At 57.9% G+C, this 14,685-nt stretch carries 12 protein-coding genes; 4 read left to right on the top strand and 8 right to left on the bottom strand.

Translation table 11 applies throughout. The annotated features are described in order from the left end of the window. Positions 1-123: 123 nt before the first annotated feature. The 4 genes from mzrA to AB1748_RS17735 form a co-directional block, all read right to left on the bottom strand. Positions 124-471: an EnvZ/OmpR regulon moderator MzrA gene (mzrA, locus tag AB1748_RS17750; protein WP_367395852.1), complete on the bottom strand. Its 348-nt coding sequence runs from the start codon at positions 469-471 to the stop codon at positions 124-126. Further along, on the bottom strand, positions 471-1,145 hold the full coding sequence (locus tag AB1748_RS17745; protein ID WP_111142125.1) for a DedA family protein: 675 nt from the start codon (positions 1,143-1,145) through the stop codon (positions 471-473). The genes mzrA and AB1748_RS17745 overlap by 1 nt, the downstream gene beginning before the upstream one ends. Before the next feature lie 323 nt (positions 1,146-1,468). Further along, positions 1,469-2,245 (bottom strand): transcriptional regulator ExuR, encoded by a 777-nt coding sequence (gene exuR, locus AB1748_RS17740; protein WP_111142126.1) that lies wholly within the window; start codon positions 2,243-2,245, stop codon positions 1,469-1,471. 86 nt (positions 2,246-2,331) lie between these two features. Then, complete coding sequence (locus AB1748_RS17735; RefSeq protein WP_367395851.1) at positions 2,332-3,636, bottom strand: MFS transporter; 1,305 nt, start codon at positions 3,634-3,636, stop codon at positions 2,332-2,334. Positions 3,637-4,035: 399 nt separating this feature from the next. Between AB1748_RS17735 and uxaC the strand changes: the two genes are divergently transcribed. From uxaC to AB1748_RS17720, 3 genes are read left to right on the top strand one after another with little or no spacing between them, the layout of a single operon-like run. Continuing rightward, entirely contained in the window at positions 4,036-5,451 is a 1,416-nt protein-coding gene (uxaC, locus tag AB1748_RS17730; RefSeq protein ID WP_111142128.1) for a glucuronate isomerase, read from the top strand. A 2-nt stretch (positions 5,452-5,453) separates the two neighbouring features. Beyond that, entirely contained in the window at positions 5,454-6,902 is a 1,449-nt protein-coding gene (locus AB1748_RS17725; protein WP_111142130.1) for a tagaturonate reductase, read from the top strand. Between the two features lie 4 nt (positions 6,903-6,906). Continuing rightward, a complete protein-coding gene (locus AB1748_RS17720) occupies positions 6,907-8,397 on the top strand; it encodes a UxaA family hydrolase (RefSeq protein WP_367395850.1) in 1,491 nt (496 codons plus the stop codon). A 195-nt stretch (positions 8,398-8,592) separates the two neighbouring features. Here the strand turns inward: AB1748_RS17720 and sstT are convergent, their stop codons facing one another. The 3 genes from sstT to AB1748_RS17705 all read right to left on the bottom strand — a co-directional run bounded on the left by sstT (position 8,593) and on the right by AB1748_RS17705 (position 12,270). Continuing rightward, entirely contained in the window at positions 8,593-9,825 is a 1,233-nt protein-coding gene (gene sstT / locus AB1748_RS17715; protein ID WP_111142016.1) for a serine/threonine transporter SstT, read from the bottom strand. Positions 9,826-10,060: 235 nt separating this feature from the next. Next, the gene (locus AB1748_RS17710) at positions 10,061-11,029 is read right to left on the bottom strand and encodes a TerC family protein (RefSeq protein WP_111142017.1); all 969 of its coding nucleotides are present in this window, start codon (positions 11,027-11,029) and stop codon (positions 10,061-10,063) included. A 254-nt stretch (positions 11,030-11,283) separates the two neighbouring features. Next, positions 11,284-12,270, bottom strand: coding sequence for a Gfo/Idh/MocA family protein (locus tag AB1748_RS17705; RefSeq protein ID WP_111142018.1), 987 nt, complete (start codon positions 12,268-12,270; stop codon positions 11,284-11,286). 145 nt (positions 12,271-12,415) lie between these two features. On the opposite strand from AB1748_RS17705, the gene AB1748_RS17700 reads away from it, so the two are divergent. Next, entirely contained in the window at positions 12,416-14,104 is a 1,689-nt protein-coding gene (locus AB1748_RS17700) for a chloride channel protein (RefSeq protein ID WP_367395849.1), read from the top strand. Here AB1748_RS17700 and AB1748_RS17695 read toward each other — a convergent pair. Then, the gene (locus AB1748_RS17695; protein ID WP_111142020.1) at positions 14,101-14,604 is read right to left on the bottom strand and encodes a M48 family metallopeptidase; all 504 of its coding nucleotides are present in this window, start codon (positions 14,602-14,604) and stop codon (positions 14,101-14,103) included. The two genes, AB1748_RS17700 and AB1748_RS17695, sit on opposite strands and share 4 nt — an antisense overlap. Between the last annotated feature and the right edge of the window lie 81 nt (positions 14,605-14,685).

Genomic DNA, 14,685 nt, shown 5'->3' with positions numbered 1-14,685 from the left:
AGGATCGACTCTCGCTTAAGCATAGACAGCGATAGTAAAAAGTTCAAAGAAGACCGGGAGATAGGTCCTCTTTCAGCCCACCCTGTAACAACGCGGTGGACTGAAGGAGGCGAGTTCGGGCGATCAGGCCAGAGAGAGGTGCTGCGAGTGATCGTGCTGCGCCACAATAAAGCCCTGTGGCAACAGACGACGCAGGACTTTTTGCGCCGCCAGGCTCTGCTCTTCGCTGTCAAAATGGATGACCAGCGCATCACCTGCAGGCGTGATGCTTTTGATACGAATACCCTGCGCGCTTAACTGCTGATAGAGATAAAAACCGTCGGGCAGCGTCGCTCCGGCATGGGAAACCCGAATCTGCACTACCGTTTCGTGTTTGATCAGACCGGGAACAAGACAGAGCGCGGCCAGCGCAAAGGCGGCAGCAATCAGCCACGGTAGCCACCGTTTGGGAACAGCCTGTAGCAGTTTCATTACTCGGCTTTCCCGTTCTGATTCGCCTGACGCTTACGCCATAACACGACCAGGGACCCGATCAGGCCAAAGACCAGCAGCGCCAGTGGCAGCATCATCAGGAAGAACATCATCTCATCTTCGTAACGCCGGAAAATCGGGGTTTTACCCAGCGCAAAGCCGATAACGGTTAAAATCACAACCCACAGGAAGGCGCTTACCCAATTGAAAAACTGGAAACGGGTATTGCTGAGGCCGGACAATCCGGCAATGGTTGGCAAGAGCGTCCGCACAAAGGCGATAAAGCGGCCAATCAGCAGAGCCGACAAACCGTGACGATGAAACATGCTGTGCGCGCGCTGGTGGTACTGGGCGGGAAGGTGAGAGAGCCACTTCTGCACGGTAGGCGTATTGCCCAGCCATCGCCCCTGGATATAGCTTACCCAGCAGCCAAGGCTGGCACCCGTAGTCAATACCAGGATCGTTAACGGGAAACTCATGGTGCCTTTGGCTATCAGCACGCCAACCAGAATCAGCAGGCTGTCACCCGGTAAAAATGCGGCAGGAAGCAGGCCATTTTCCAGAAACAGAATCATAAACAGCACGCCGTAAATGGCCCATACCAGCGTGGGATCGGAAAGAGTTTCGTAATCCTGTTGCCACAGGGCATGCAGCAACGCTTGCAAAATATCCATCAATCATTCCTGAACATCATTGTTAAACATGTCCCACAGGGACTTAAACGCAGACCGGCATTTCGTTATAAATTTTCAGGAGCACAGCCTGGGCGGGATTTTCCGGATCCTTCCAGAATCGATTGTTAAATCAGCGACTTTATAACCCCCTGTCGCAAAGGGTAATAAAAGGGTGATAACTGTAACAAAAATCGCCTGTCTGAGACAGGGAAACTCTCTGACAAGCAGGAGTTTTACCTTGTGAAACGACCTGTAAAAAGGAGCTTTACACGTCCTGACACTATTGCAGATTAACTGACCCTTTCAGGAGGATTCAGGCGCGTTCAGCGGGCGTTATCAGACCCTTCAGGCAGGATGACCGGGTTCTCACTGAACATGTAACGATCCACGTTAAATTCGAAATCATCCGCCGTCGCGTTAAACAGCATCTGCTTAGTATTTTCCAGATGTTGCCACATCGCCAGTTTGCTGGCGGCAGGATCTTTGCGCATCAGAGCTTTGAGGATCTGATCGTGGTCGTCGCACCAGCTGAGAATGCTGCGCTGGTCGATGTGCTCGTGGAGTTTGAGCCAGTAGGGATTGTGCAGGCGGTGCAGCCACATTTTTTCAACGATGGCGGCTAACGCGCTGTTCTGAGTGGATTGGGCAATGCGGACATGAAACTGCATATCCCACTCGGAGTCACGGAAGTGATCCTCCTGGCGGGCTTTCTCCTGAATCGCCATCAGGTCGATAATGTCCTGACGGGTTACCTGAGTGGCGGCAAATTCGGCCACGTTACTTTCAATCAGCTGGCGGGCCTGCAGTAATTCAAACGGGCCAAAGGTGGCGAACTCCAGCTGGCTGCTGCTGACGCTGATGCGTTTCTGTTGCTGACTGGCAATGACATGGATGCCCGAACCTTTGCGGACTTCCACATAACCTTCCACTTCCAGCATGATGATCGCTTCGCGAACCACCGTGCGGCTCACTTCCATCTCTTCGGCAATCAGCCGTTCAGCAGGCAGCTTATCACCCACCGGATAGATCCCGGTTTCAATGCGGCTTTTCAGCTCGCTGGCCAGCTGTTGATAGAGTCGACGGGATTCGGTGAGGTCCATAGCACAATCCTGGTAGCAGACAGATAAGTTGTTATACCACTTCAGGCCCGGCGAGGAAATGGGCTGACCTGCGCCAGCCCGACAGATTAGCTACGGACTGCACTGGCCTGCGGAATAACCTGTTCAGCGTTCAGCTCTGAGATCGGTTTATTCTTCAGCACCGTCCAGATCACTACCGCACCCAGCAGATCGAACACTGCCAGCGCAGCAAACAGCGGGCTGAAGCCCAGCGTATCGGCCAGCGCACCGACGACCAGCGCAAACATAGTGCTGGCGGTCCAGGCAGCCATGCCGGTTAAGCCGTTAGCCGTCGCCACCTCGTTGCGGCCAAATACGTCAGATGACAGGGTGATCAGCGCACCGGACAGCGCCTGATGCGCAAAGCCGCCGACGCACAGCAGCCCGATAGCGACATAGGGGCTGGTGAAGAGGCCAATGGTGCCGGGTGCGATCATCAATACCGCGCCCAGGGTCACGACCAGCTTACGGGAAACGATCAGGTTAACGCCGAACCAGCGCTGAAACAGCGGCGGCAGATAGCCTCCCAGAATGCAGCCAAAATCCGCGAACAGCATCGGCATCCAGGCAAACAGCGCGATCTCTTTAAGATTGAAGCCGTAAACCTTGAACATGAAGAGCGGAATCCAGGCGTTAAACGTTCCCCAGGCCGGTTCTGCCAGAAAGCGCGGCAGCGCAATGCCCCAGAACTGGCGGTTACGGATGATCTCCAGCGCCGACATTTTGCGGGTGTTACCGGTCTGATGCTGCGCTTCCTGACCGGAAATAATGTAATTCCGCTCTTCGTCGCTGAGTTTGGTCTGCTGTTTGGGATGCTTGTAAAAAATCAGCCAGCAGAGCGCCCAGGCCATGCTCAGTACGCCGGTGATGATAAAGGCCATCTGCCAGCTGTGCGCCACGATCGCCCAGACCACCAGCGGCGGAGCCAGCATCGCGCCGATAGAGGAACCGACGTTAAAGTAGCCGACCGCCACCGACCGCTCTCTGGCCGGAAACCATTCGCTGCTCGCTTTCAGGCCCGCCGGGATCATCGCAGCTTCTGCTGCACCGACCGCGCCCCGTGCCAGTGCGAAGCCACCCCAGCTGCCCGCCATCGCGGTGGCGGCGCAGAAGATTGCCCACAGCACTGCAAACATCGCATAGCCGATTTTGGTGCCGAGCAGATCCAGCACATACCCGGCGACCGGCTGCATCAGCGTGTAGCAGGCTGAGTAAGCTGCCACTATGTAGGAGTACTGCTGCGTGGTGATATGCAGCTCTGTCTGTAATGTCGGGGCGGCCACGGCGATCGTGTTGCGGGTCAGGTACCCCAGCACGGTGCCGAGCGTCACCAGCCCTATCATATACCAGCGTAACCCTTTGATCTTACGCATCCTCTACCTCTTCCAGTTCTGTATGCGGTCTTGCCGCTGTTGTTATCTGGAGCGGGACAGCTCGTGATGCAGTTTTGCTCACGCCCGCAGGTTCTGTCACAGCAACCCTGTTTTGACCTTGCCATTTGTCTGTCGTCAGCGATCTCACGACAGAGCGAGAGCCTAACTTGTTATACAACTTTAAAAGTTGAGAGCTATCACAAAAACCCTTTCTGCACTGTGGGATACTGGAAACCTGCGTAATGACAGCCATTTAGCGCGCTACCGGCGACAAAAACGTCCATAACGGTCGCCCGGCAACGCTGTTTATGTGAGCAGGATCGCAAACAAATCGGTAACACACCAGAATTGGTATGATAACTTTGAGCCATTGGTGGTTCAGTAGATGAGGATGCTTGTATGTCACGTTTCATGACCGAGGATTTTTTGCTGGAGAGTGAATTCGCCCGTCGTCTCTATCACGACTATGCGAAAGATCAGCCGATTTTCGACTATCACTGCCATTTACCTCCGCAGCAGATTGCCGAAAATTATCGCTTCGCCAATCTCTATGATATCTGGCTGAAAGGCGACCACTACAAATGGCGGGCGATGCGTGCCAACGGTGTGGCTGAGGCGTTCATTACCGGAGACGCCAGCGACCGCGAAAAATTTGATGCCTGGGCGCGCACCGTGCCCCACACGATTGGTAACCCGCTCTATCACTGGACCCACCTCGAACTGCGCCGGCCTTTCGGCATCACTGATACGCTGCTTTCAGAAAAAACGGCTGACAGCATCTGGGATCGCTGCAATGCGCTGCTGGCGCAGGAGAGCTTCACCACGCGCGGCATCATGCAGCAGATGAACGTGAAGATGGTCGGCACCACCGATGATCCTCTGGACGATCTGCGGCATCACCGTGCGATGGCAGACGATGCCAGCTTCAGCGTCCGGGTGCTGCCGAGCTGGCGACCGGATAAAGCGTTTAACATTGAAGCGGAAACCTTCCTGCCGTGGATTGCATCGCTGGAGCAACTGACGGACATCAGTGTGCAGCGCTTCGACGATCTGCGCCGCGCACTGTATCAGCGGCTGGATCACTTCGCCGCGCACGGCTGCAGGATTTCGGATCACGCGCTGGACGTGGTCTGTTATGCCGAGGCGGATGACGCCACGCTGGATGCCATTCTGGCGCGTCGTCGCAGCGGTGCCGCGCCCGACCCACAGGAAACAGCACAGTTTAAAACCGCAGTGCTGGTCTGGCTGGGCAGCGAATATGCCCGTCGCGGCTGGGTGCAGCAGTATCACATCGGCGCACTGCGCAACACCAATCCGCGCCAGTTTCAGCTGCTGGGGCCGGATGTGGGCTTCGACTCCATCAACGACCAGCCGCTGGCAGAGCCACTGGCGCGCCTGCTGGGTGCCCAGAACCGGGATAACGCGCTGCCCAAAACCATTCTCTACTGCCTGAATCCGCGCGATAACGAAGTGCTGGCCACCATGGCAGGCAATTTCCAGGGCGAAGGTCAGGCGGGCAAGATGCAGTTCGGCTCAGCCTGGTGGTTTAACGATCAGCTGGATGGCATGCAGCGTCAGATGACGCAGCTGGCGCAGATCGGCCTGCTGAGTCGCTTTGTCGGAATGCTGACCGACAGCCGCAGTTTCCTCTCCTACACCCGCCACGAATATTTCCGCCGGTTGCTGTGCCAGATGATTGGCCAGTGGGTCGAGCGGGGCGAGGCACCGGCCGACGAGGCGCTGTTAGGTCAGATGGTCCGCAACATCTGCTTCGACAATGCCCGTGATTACTTCGGCATCGAGCTGGGAGCCTGATGATGAAAAGGCTGAACCGCCACGACTTTCCGGGTGCGGTCTACCGCGACCGGATCATCCAGTTCGGTGAAGGCAACTTTCTGCGTGCCTTTATCGACTGGCAAATTGACTGGCTGAATGAACATCAGGGCGTTGATGCCGGGATCGTGGTGGTGCGGCCGCGCAACCGTGAGGTCAGCGACAGCCTGAATCAGCAGGATGGTCTCTACACCACGCTGATCCGGGGACTGAACGATCGAGGCGAGCCGATCAGCGAAACCCGGCTGATCCGCAGCCTCAATCGCGAGATCCAGCCCTGGCAGCAGCATGACGCGTTTATGGCGCTGGCCCGCAATCCCGATCTGCGTATGGTCTTCTCCAACACCACCGAAGCGGGGATCACGTTCAGCGAGACGGATCGGCTCTCTGACGCCCCTGCCGGCAGTTTTCCCGGCAAACTGACACAGCTGCTTTGGGCGCGCTATACCCACTTCAGCGGCGCCAGCGACCGGGGCTGGCTGGTGGTGCCGTGCGAGCTGATAGACCACAACGGCGACACGCTGCGCGAACTTGTGCTCCGCTACGCCGACCTCTGGCATCTGCCATCAGAATTTAAAATCTGGGTTAATCAGCACTGTGCCTTCTACAACACCCTGGTAGATCGTATCGTGACCGGTTTTCCGGCGGAGAGTGAGCAGCTGCAAAGCGAGCTGGGCTATGAAGATCGCTATCTGGTGGCAGGCGAAGTCTACTACCAGTTTGTGATTCAGGGGCCATCGGCGCTGTTCAGTGAACTGAAACTGGCGGCGCTGTCGCCGCAGGTCCGGCATGTGGATGATATCGCGCCTTATAAAGCACAGAAGGTCGCCATCCTTAATGGTGCGCATACCGCGATGGTGCCGGTGGCGTTTCAGGCTGGTATTGAGAGCGTTGGTGAGGCGATGGCCGATCCGGCGATCGCCGGATTTGTGGATCGGCTACTGCGCCACGAGGTGATCCCGACGCTGGATCTGCCGCCAGAGGAACTGCACAGGTTTGCCGATGCCGTCGTGCGCCGCTTCCGCAATCCTTTTATTCGACACGCGCTGCTGTCGATTGCCCTGAATGGCATGACCAAATTCCGCACCCGACTGCTGACGCCGCTGCTTGCTGCCCATCAGCAAACCGGCACATGGCCGACGCACATGACCTTTGCACTGGCGGCGCTGATCGCTTTCTATCGCGGCGAGTCAGCCGGAAAATCGTGGCCGCTGCAGGATGAGCCGCACTGGCTGGCCTTTTACGCTGAAGCCTGGAAAGCCTGTGAGGCCGACCCGCATTCGCTGCCGCAACTGGTGCAGGGCGTGCTCGGCAACACGCAGCACTGGGGCCAGGATTTAACCTGTCAGCCCGGTCTGGCTGAACAGGTCACTCAACACCTGCAAAACATCGTCGCCCACGGAATGCGTGAGGCGCTGAGCCAACTGAGATAACGCTATGCAAGATGCGATTAAAATTGATCCCCGCGACAATGTCGCGGTGGCGTTACGTGACTTAGAGGTGGGTGCCACCGTCGAGCTGCCGTCACAAAGTGTGGTACTGCAGCAGGCGGTAGGGCGCGGGCATAAATTTGCTCTGCATCCGGTCGCGCAGGATGCGCTGATTATCAAATATGGGCTGCCGATTGCCCATGCGACTCAGCCGGTCGTTGCCGGAGAGCTGATCCATTCGCAGAACGCCCGCACCAATCTCAGCGACCTGGACGACTACGCCTGGCAGCCCGATTTTGTGACGCTGCCGCCACAGCCGGGCGATCGCGAGGTGCAGATCTACCGTCGCGCCAGCGGCGAGGTCGGTATCCGCAATGAGCTGTGGATCCTGCCTACCGTCGGCTGCGTCAACGGTATTGCGCGCCATATCCTGCAACGCTTCCTGAAAGAGACGCAGCAGGCAGAAGGGACAGACGGCGTGTTTCTGTTCAGCCACACCTTTGGCTGCTCACAGCTGGGGCAGGATCACGAAAATACCCGCACGATGCTGCAGAATATGGTGCGCCATCCCAATGCGGGCGCGGTGCTGGTGATTGGCCTGGGCTGCGAAAACAATCAGGTCGATGCGTTTCGCGACACGCTTGGCGCGTTTGAACGCGACCGGGTGGCGTTTATGGTGTGCCAGCAGCATGACGACGAAGTTGAGGCCGGAGTCGAGCGCCTGCATGCGCTCTATCAGAAAATGCGCCACGACCGTCGCGAACCCGGCAGGCTCAGCGAGCTGAAGTTTGGTCTGGAGTGTGGCGGCTCGGATGGCTTATCCGGCATTACCGCTAATCCGCTGCTGGGCCGTTTCTCCGATCAGATGATCGCCAACGGCGGCACCACCGTACTGACCGAAGTGCCGGAGATGTTTGGCGCAGAGCAGATTCTGATGAGCCGCTGTCGCGACGAGGCGACCTTCCGCAAAACGGTGGCGATGATCAACGATTTCAAACAGTACTTTATCGATCACCAGCAGCCGATCTACGAGAATCCGTCACCGGGCAACAAGGCGGGCGGCATCACCACGCTGGAGGAGAAGTCGCTGGGCTGTACCCAGAAAGCGGGGCAGAGCCAGGTGGTCGATGTGCTGAAGTATGGCGAGCGGTTAAAAACGCCGGGGCTGAATCTGCTGAGTGCGCCGGGCAACGATGCCGTCGCCACCAGTGCGCTGGCGGGCGCCGGATGCCACATGGTGCTGTTCAGTACCGGACGCGGTACACCCTATGGCGGTTTTGTACCGACGGTGAAGCTGGCAACCAATACACCGCTGGCAGAGAAGAAGCCGCACTGGATCGACTTTAATGCCGGCCGATTGATCGAGGGAATGAGTATGGAGGCGATGCTGGAAGATTTTGTCGACCACATCGTTGCGATTGCCAGCGGTGAGCTGACCAACAATGAGAAGAACGATTTCCGCGAACTGGCGATTTTCAAAAGCGGTGTGACGCTCTGATTAGCCGGGCAAAAATGGCAACTCTGGCGTTGCCATCATCGTCGGTTAATTCTGTGCCCGTCGCGGGTGGCGGAGGCCGATCGCAACGTCGCTTAAAGCATCCCTGCTCGCTCAGCCCGCGCCTTCCCTGGCGCGGGACGCTTTACTCTTCGGACGCCGCCACCCGCTCTTTGAGCGGTTGCGCTATCTGAAAAATTAAGCCCGGCTGGTTTCGCGCTCTGCTTCTGACTGACAGACGGCGGCAGTAAACAGAATATCGGTCGAGGAGTTCAGCGCGGTTTCCGCCGAATCCTGCAGGACGCCGATAATAAAGCCCACCGCGACTACCTGCATCGCCAGGTCATTCGGGATGCCGAACATGTTGCAGGCCACCGGGATCAGCAGCAGTGAACCACCTGCCACCCCGGATGCGCCACAGGCACAGAGTGACGCCACCAGACTCAGCAGAATCGCCGTCGGCACATCGATGCTGATGCCCAGCGTATGCACGGCCGCCAGCGTCAGCACGGTGATGGTGATTGAGGCTCCCGCCATACTGATGGTTGCGCCCAGCGGAATCGACACTGAATAGGTATCCTCATCCAGGCCAAGACGTTTTGCCAGCGCCATATTCACCGGAATGTTGGCGGCAGAGCTGCGGGTAAAGAAGGCGGTGACGCCGCTTTCACGCAGGCAGGTAAAGACCAGCGGATAGGGATTACGACGGATTTTCCAGAACACCAGCATCGGGTTGACCACCAGCGCCATCAGCAGCATACAGCCCAGTAACAGCGCCAGCAGATGGGCATATTGCCACAGCGCGCCAAAGCCGGTTGACGCCAGAATCGACGCCACCAGACCGAAAATCCCGATTGGTGCGCAGCGGATGACGCAGCGCACCAGCCAGGTGACGGCCTCCGAAGCATCATTCAGCACCGCGCGGGTCGTGTCACTGCTGTGACGGAACGCCAGCCCCAGGCCAACGGCCCAGACCAGAATACCGATATAGTTAGCCTGCATCAGGGCAGTAATCGGGTTCGATACCATGCTCATCAGCAGTCCGCGCAATACTTCCGTGATCCCGGAAGGCGGCACGATCTCTGTGCTGCCCACCGCCAGCGTCAGCGTCTGCGGCACCAGATGGCTGAAGGCCACCGCAACGATCGCCGCGAAAAAGGTGCTCAGCAGGTAGAGCATAATAATCGGCCGGATGTTGGTTTTCTGGCCCTGCTGGTGGCTGGCGATCGAGGCGATCACCAGCATCAGAACCAGCACCGGCGCAACCGCTTTCAGCGCACTGACAAACAGTTCACCCAGCAGACCCACCGCCAGCGCGGCATCGTGTGAAATCCAGGCGAGCGCCACACCGGCGATCAGCCCAATCATGATTTGCTTCACCAGGCTTCCGGCGAGCAGCGTGCCCAGACGTGAGGAGAGAGTTTTCTGCATAATATTTTCTATATTTTGTCGCGGATGTAGTTTCAGGCGCGATGTTTTGCATCGGCTAAAACGGTTTGCCCGGCGGAGTATAAGGAAAAGATTGGACGAGAAAAGAGAAAATTCTGTCGCTGTGGCGGAGGTCGGGTTTTTATTATGCTGGATAGTGGAAGTGTGACAGAGGGATGAAATGTCGCGGCAGGGCGCCGCAAAATAAAACAGGGGCATCCGCTGCCCCCGCAGGTAATTATGGTGAGATCCGTTTCTGGTCTCTTTTGCGGTTGACCCAGGCATTAATCAGCAGGGTTGAGGCCAGAATCACGCCAACCACACTCAGTGAGATACCGACCGGAATATGGTAGAGGTCGACAATCAGCATCTTGAAGCCGATAAACACCAGCACAATCGCCAGACCATATTTCAGCATCGAGAAGCGTTCCGCCACGTTTGCCAGCAGGAAGTACATGGCACGCAGGCCCAGAATCGCGAACAGGTTTGACGTCAGCACGATAAACGGGTCGGTCGTCACGGCAAAGATCGCCGGGATACTGTCGACCGCAAAGATCACGTCGCTGAGTTCCACCATGATCAGCACCAGCAGCAGCGGCGTCGCAAACAGCACGCCGTTTTTGCGGGTAAAGAACTTCTCGCCGTCGAGATCGTCGGTCATACGTAAATGGCTGCGCAGCCAGCGCACCACCGGTTTGTCACCCACCGCACTGTCATCCTCTTTCGCCAGCGCCATCTTCACGCCGGTAAACAGCAGGAAGGCACCAAACACATAGAGGATCCAGCTGAACTGCGTTACCAGCCAGCTTCCGGCAAATATCATGATGGTACGCAGCACGATGGCACCCAGCACGCCGTAGATCAGCACGCGCCGCTGCAGGTTGGCCGGAATCGAGAAGTAGCTGAAGAGCATCAGCCAGACGAAGACGTTATCCACCGCCAGCGCCTTCTCCAGTACGTAGCCGGTCAGGAACGCCAGCGTCTGCGTATTGGCGACCTCACGGCCTGCGCTGCCCTCCAGATACCACCAGAAGGCGGCGCTGAACAGCAGAGAGACGGAAACCCAGATAAGCGACCAGACAGCCGCCTGTTTGAAAGACATGGTCTGCGCGCCACGGCGTCCCTGCAGCAGCAGGTCGATAGCCAGCATGATCAGCACCACAACCGCAAAGCTGCCCCAGAGAAGAGGCGTACCCACAGTCTGCATAGTCGTATCCTGTCTTAAAATAAAAAAACGGCTGAAGTCAGAAGACATCAGCCGCTTATTTTTCTGTAAGCAAACCTCGCCTTCCGGCAAGGTCTCACTTACAACACAGAAATCGATTCCGGGTTGCCTGATGACCGGATGCTTTCGCAACGTAGTGACGATCAATCAGCTTACAAGTTACTCCCCTTTGCAGGAGAGTACGTTACGGTTTCGCTACTCAGGAAGCAATCGTTCTCAGTCATATTTAGAAATATTTACACAGCGGCGCGATCCGCCGGGAAGATCACCCCGGTCTGGCGGCGGATCTCCGTCAGCAGCGCCGCCGTGGTGCGCGACACCGCCAGCCCAGGGTGCTCCACCTGACGCTGCGCAACCAGCCGGGCAAAGTCGGCGGCTTCATAGTACATCGTGTTGCTCTGTTGCGGCTCACTCAGCACCTTCTTCTCCCCGCCGCGCGGCGCAAAGATCAGCTGCTGGCACTCCGCTAACTTTTCGATCACCAGCGCGCCCGCTTCCCCCTGAATCTCGCTGGGCAGGCTTGAGTCGCTCACCTTGGAGTGCAGAATCGTCACGTCGAACTCACCGTAGCTCAGCACCACGACGCCATGAGCATCCACGCCGCTTTCCAGCAGCGTTGCGCTGGCCTGCACGCGCGCGGGCGCACCCCACAACGTCACCGCCGCGGCCAGGCAGTAATAGCCAATATCCATTACGGATCCATTCGACCAGCGCGGATCAAAGGTATTCGGGTGCTCACCGTTGAGATAGCGCGGATAGCGTGAGGAGTACTGGCAGTAACTCAGCAGCGCTTTTCGCAGCTTACCGACATCCGGCAGCGCCTGCCGGAGCCGCTGGAAGTTGGGCAGGCTGGCGGTTTTGAATGCCTCAAATAGCACGACCTGATGTTCACGGGCGCAGGCGATCATCTGCTCCACCTCTGCCAGATTCGACGCCAGCGGCTTTTCGCAAATGACATGCTTGCCGTGTGACATAAACAGCCGCGCCTGCTGACAGTGCAGGGCATTGGGGCTGGCCAGATAGACCGCTTCGATTTCCGGGCAGGCGGCCAGGGCGTCCAGCGAGGTAAAGGTCTGCTGGCAGGGATAATCGGCAACAAACGCGTCGGCCTGTGACTGGCTGCGTGAATAAACCGCGTGCAGTGTCATCGCGCCGGTTTCATGAGCGGCATCAATAAACTGGCGCGTAATCCAGTTTGTTCCCACAATGGCAAAACGAATCACGTCATCTCTCCGGCAGCAGTAAAACGGCAGAGTAACATCTCTTCCACGCTGCGCAAGGGTGCCGGACGGGCAGAGATTGATCCTGCGATCTGCATTCCACTACTATGCGGACGCGACGATTTTCAGGCAGCAACAGGGAGCGCAGGTGAAAGCAAATAAGCACGCATTAAACTGGACCACACTCTTGATCGCCATTCCGGTCGGCTGCGCGGCATCGCTGGTCACGCTGGCGTTTCGCGGCGTCATTGAGCTGATCAACCATCTGCTGTTTGCCCGCAGCGGTGAGATTACCGAGTCCCTTGCGCTCTGGCCGTGGATCTTCTGGCCGCTGCTGGTGGGCGCAGGTGGCGTGCTGGCCGGCTTTTTTCTGCGTTATGCGGTCGCCCTCGAACAGCAGCAGACGATAAAAACCGATTACCTGGAAGTGATCAACGCCCGGCTCGATGCGGTGCCTACCCGGACCTCGCTGTTTCGCGCCCTGTCGTCGATAGCCAGTATCGGCAGCGGTGCGTCGATAGGTAAAGAGGGGCCGATGGTGCAGCTGTCGGCGCTCTGCGGCAGTGCGATTGGCCGTCTGTTACCTGCATCGCTGAACCTGAAAAACAGCGACGTGGTTGCGATGGCGGCAGCAGCGGGCCTCTCATCGGTCTATCACGCACCGCTGGCCTCGGCGATTTTCGTGGCGGAGATCGCCTTCGGCATCTCGGCACTGCAGCGGCTGATCCCGCTGATTATCGCCTCCGCCACGGCAGTAATGATGATGTGGACGCTGGGCTTCCGCAACGCGCTCTATCCGCTGGCGGAGGCTGATTTCACCATGGACCTCAGCACGCTGCTGATGACGGTGGTGATTGGTCTGAGCGCCGGTCTGGCGGGCTGGATCGTCATCAAAAGCATCGCCCGCAGCAGACTGCTCTTCAGCCGGATCGCCTCGCTGCCGCTGCGGCTGGGCGCAGGCGGATTCGCCGTCGGCCTGCTGGCGCTGATCTCCACCGATATTCTCGGTAACGGCTATGAGGTGATCGTCAAAGTGATGGCGGGTGACTATCTGCTGCCGGGGCTGCTGTTACTGCTGGTGCTGAAAACGCTCGCCACCAGCCTGTCGGTGGGGTCGAATGCAGTAGGCGGACTTTTTACCCCGTCGCTGCTGATTGGCGCGCTGCTGGGGGTGACGCTCGCTACCGTCGGCGCGGCGCTGCATCTGCCACTCGGCAATGTGCTGCTCTATGCCGCCATCGGCATGGCGGCGGTGCTGGCAGCGGTCAGCCAGGCCCCGCTGATGGCGATGCTGATGGTGCTGGAGATGACGCTCAACAGCAGCCTGCTGTTTCCGCTGATGATCGCCACGGTGCTGGCGTCGATGGTGGTCTATCGCCTGCAGTCTGCCAGTACCTATCCGGTAGTGAGCCATCACTTCAGCCGGTCAGAAGCGAAATATGATTTCGATAATATGCGCATTGCCGAGCTGATTATTCCGGGAGCGGCGCTGCAGCCGGAAGAGTCGGTAGGGCAGGCGCTGGCGGTCAGTTCGCTGAAGCGTGAACGCTACGTCTATGTGATAAACGCGGCAGGTGCTTTTCTCGGCGTGGTGTCGATCCACGAGATCTCGCGCCGGGTGCTGGCGCAGGAGATCACCCTCGACTCACCGGTACAGTGCGTGATGGACCAGGATTTCCCGGTGGCCTATCAGAATCAGAGTATGCGCGAGGGGTGGGAAGCCTTTGCGGCCGTCACGCTGGAGCGGCTGCCGGTGCTCAATAATCCTGAAGAGCGACGCTTTCTGGGGGCGCTGACCAAAACCAGCCTGATCCAGAAAGCGCAGGAGTTTCTTTAAGCGGCGTTGCCGCGCATCGCCTGGTCGGTCATCCAGAGGCGCGCATCAAATTCGAGCTGGTGATAGTCGGGTTCCATGTGGCAGCAGAGCTGATAGAACGCTTTGTCGTGATCCTTCTCTTTCAGGTGCGCCAGCTCATGCACTACGATCATCCGCAGAAACGGCTCCGGCGCGAGGCGGAAAAAGGTGGAGATGCGGATCTCCGCTTTCGCCCTGAGCTTACCGCCCTGAACCCGTGAAATGGCGGTGTGCAGACCCAGCGCGTGCTTCATCACTTTGATTTTGTTATCCCACATCACTTTGCTGATTGGCGGGGCGTTGCGCATATAACGGTTCTTCAGCGCCTGGGTATAGTCATACAGCGCCTTGTCGCTCATGACATCGTGGGTGTCGGGGTAGCGTTCCTGCAAAAACGCACCTAAGCGCTGGTGGGCTATCAGCGTCTGAACCTGCTCAAGCAGCGGGGCAGGATAACCCTGAAGGTAGATCAGTTGGGACATTAGGGATTCCAGGCGAAAAAGAGTATACTGCGCGCCCTTTTTATCGGGGCGAAAATTAATCAAAGTGTACCACGCCGGAGA

Origin of the sequence: Pantoea sp. Ep11b (assembly GCF_040783975.1) — a bacterium.
GTDB lineage: Bacteria > Pseudomonadota > Gammaproteobacteria > Enterobacterales > Enterobacteriaceae > Pantoea.
The sequence above is the reverse complement of the archived record's forward strand: the minus strand, read 5'-3'. Positions and strand labels throughout refer to the sequence as shown.

Bases quoted from the DNA above. Each gene is read 5' to 3' on its own strand.
- mzrA (WP_367395852.1), bottom strand. From the start codon at position 471: ATGAAACTGCTACAGGCTGTTCCCAAACGGTGGCTACCGTGGCTGATT.
- AB1748_RS17745 (WP_111142125.1), bottom strand. From the start codon at position 1,145: ATGGATATTTTGCAAGCGTTGCTGCATGCCCTGTGGCAACAGGATTAC.
- exuR (WP_111142126.1), bottom strand. From the start codon at position 2,245: ATGGACCTCACCGAATCCCGTCGACTCTATCAACAGCTGGCCAGCGAG.
- AB1748_RS17735 (WP_367395851.1), bottom strand. From the start codon at position 3,636: ATGCGTAAGATCAAAGGGTTACGCTGGTATATGATAGGGCTGGTGACG.
- uxaC (WP_111142128.1), top strand. From the start codon at position 4,036: ATGTCACGTTTCATGACCGAGGATTTTTTGCTGGAGAGTGAATTCGCC.
- AB1748_RS17725 (WP_111142130.1), top strand. From the start codon at position 5,454: ATGAAAAGGCTGAACCGCCACGACTTTCCGGGTGCGGTCTACCGCGAC.
- AB1748_RS17720 (WP_367395850.1), top strand. From the start codon at position 6,907: ATGCAAGATGCGATTAAAATTGATCCCCGCGACAATGTCGCGGTGGCG.
- sstT (WP_111142016.1), bottom strand. From the start codon at position 9,825: ATGCAGAAAACTCTCTCCTCACGTCTGGGCACGCTGCTCGCCGGAAGC.
- AB1748_RS17710 (WP_111142017.1), bottom strand. From the start codon at position 11,029: ATGCAGACTGTGGGTACGCCTCTTCTCTGGGGCAGCTTTGCGGTTGTG.
- AB1748_RS17695 (WP_111142020.1), bottom strand. From the start codon at position 14,604: ATGTCCCAACTGATCTACCTTCAGGGTTATCCTGCCCCGCTGCTTGAG.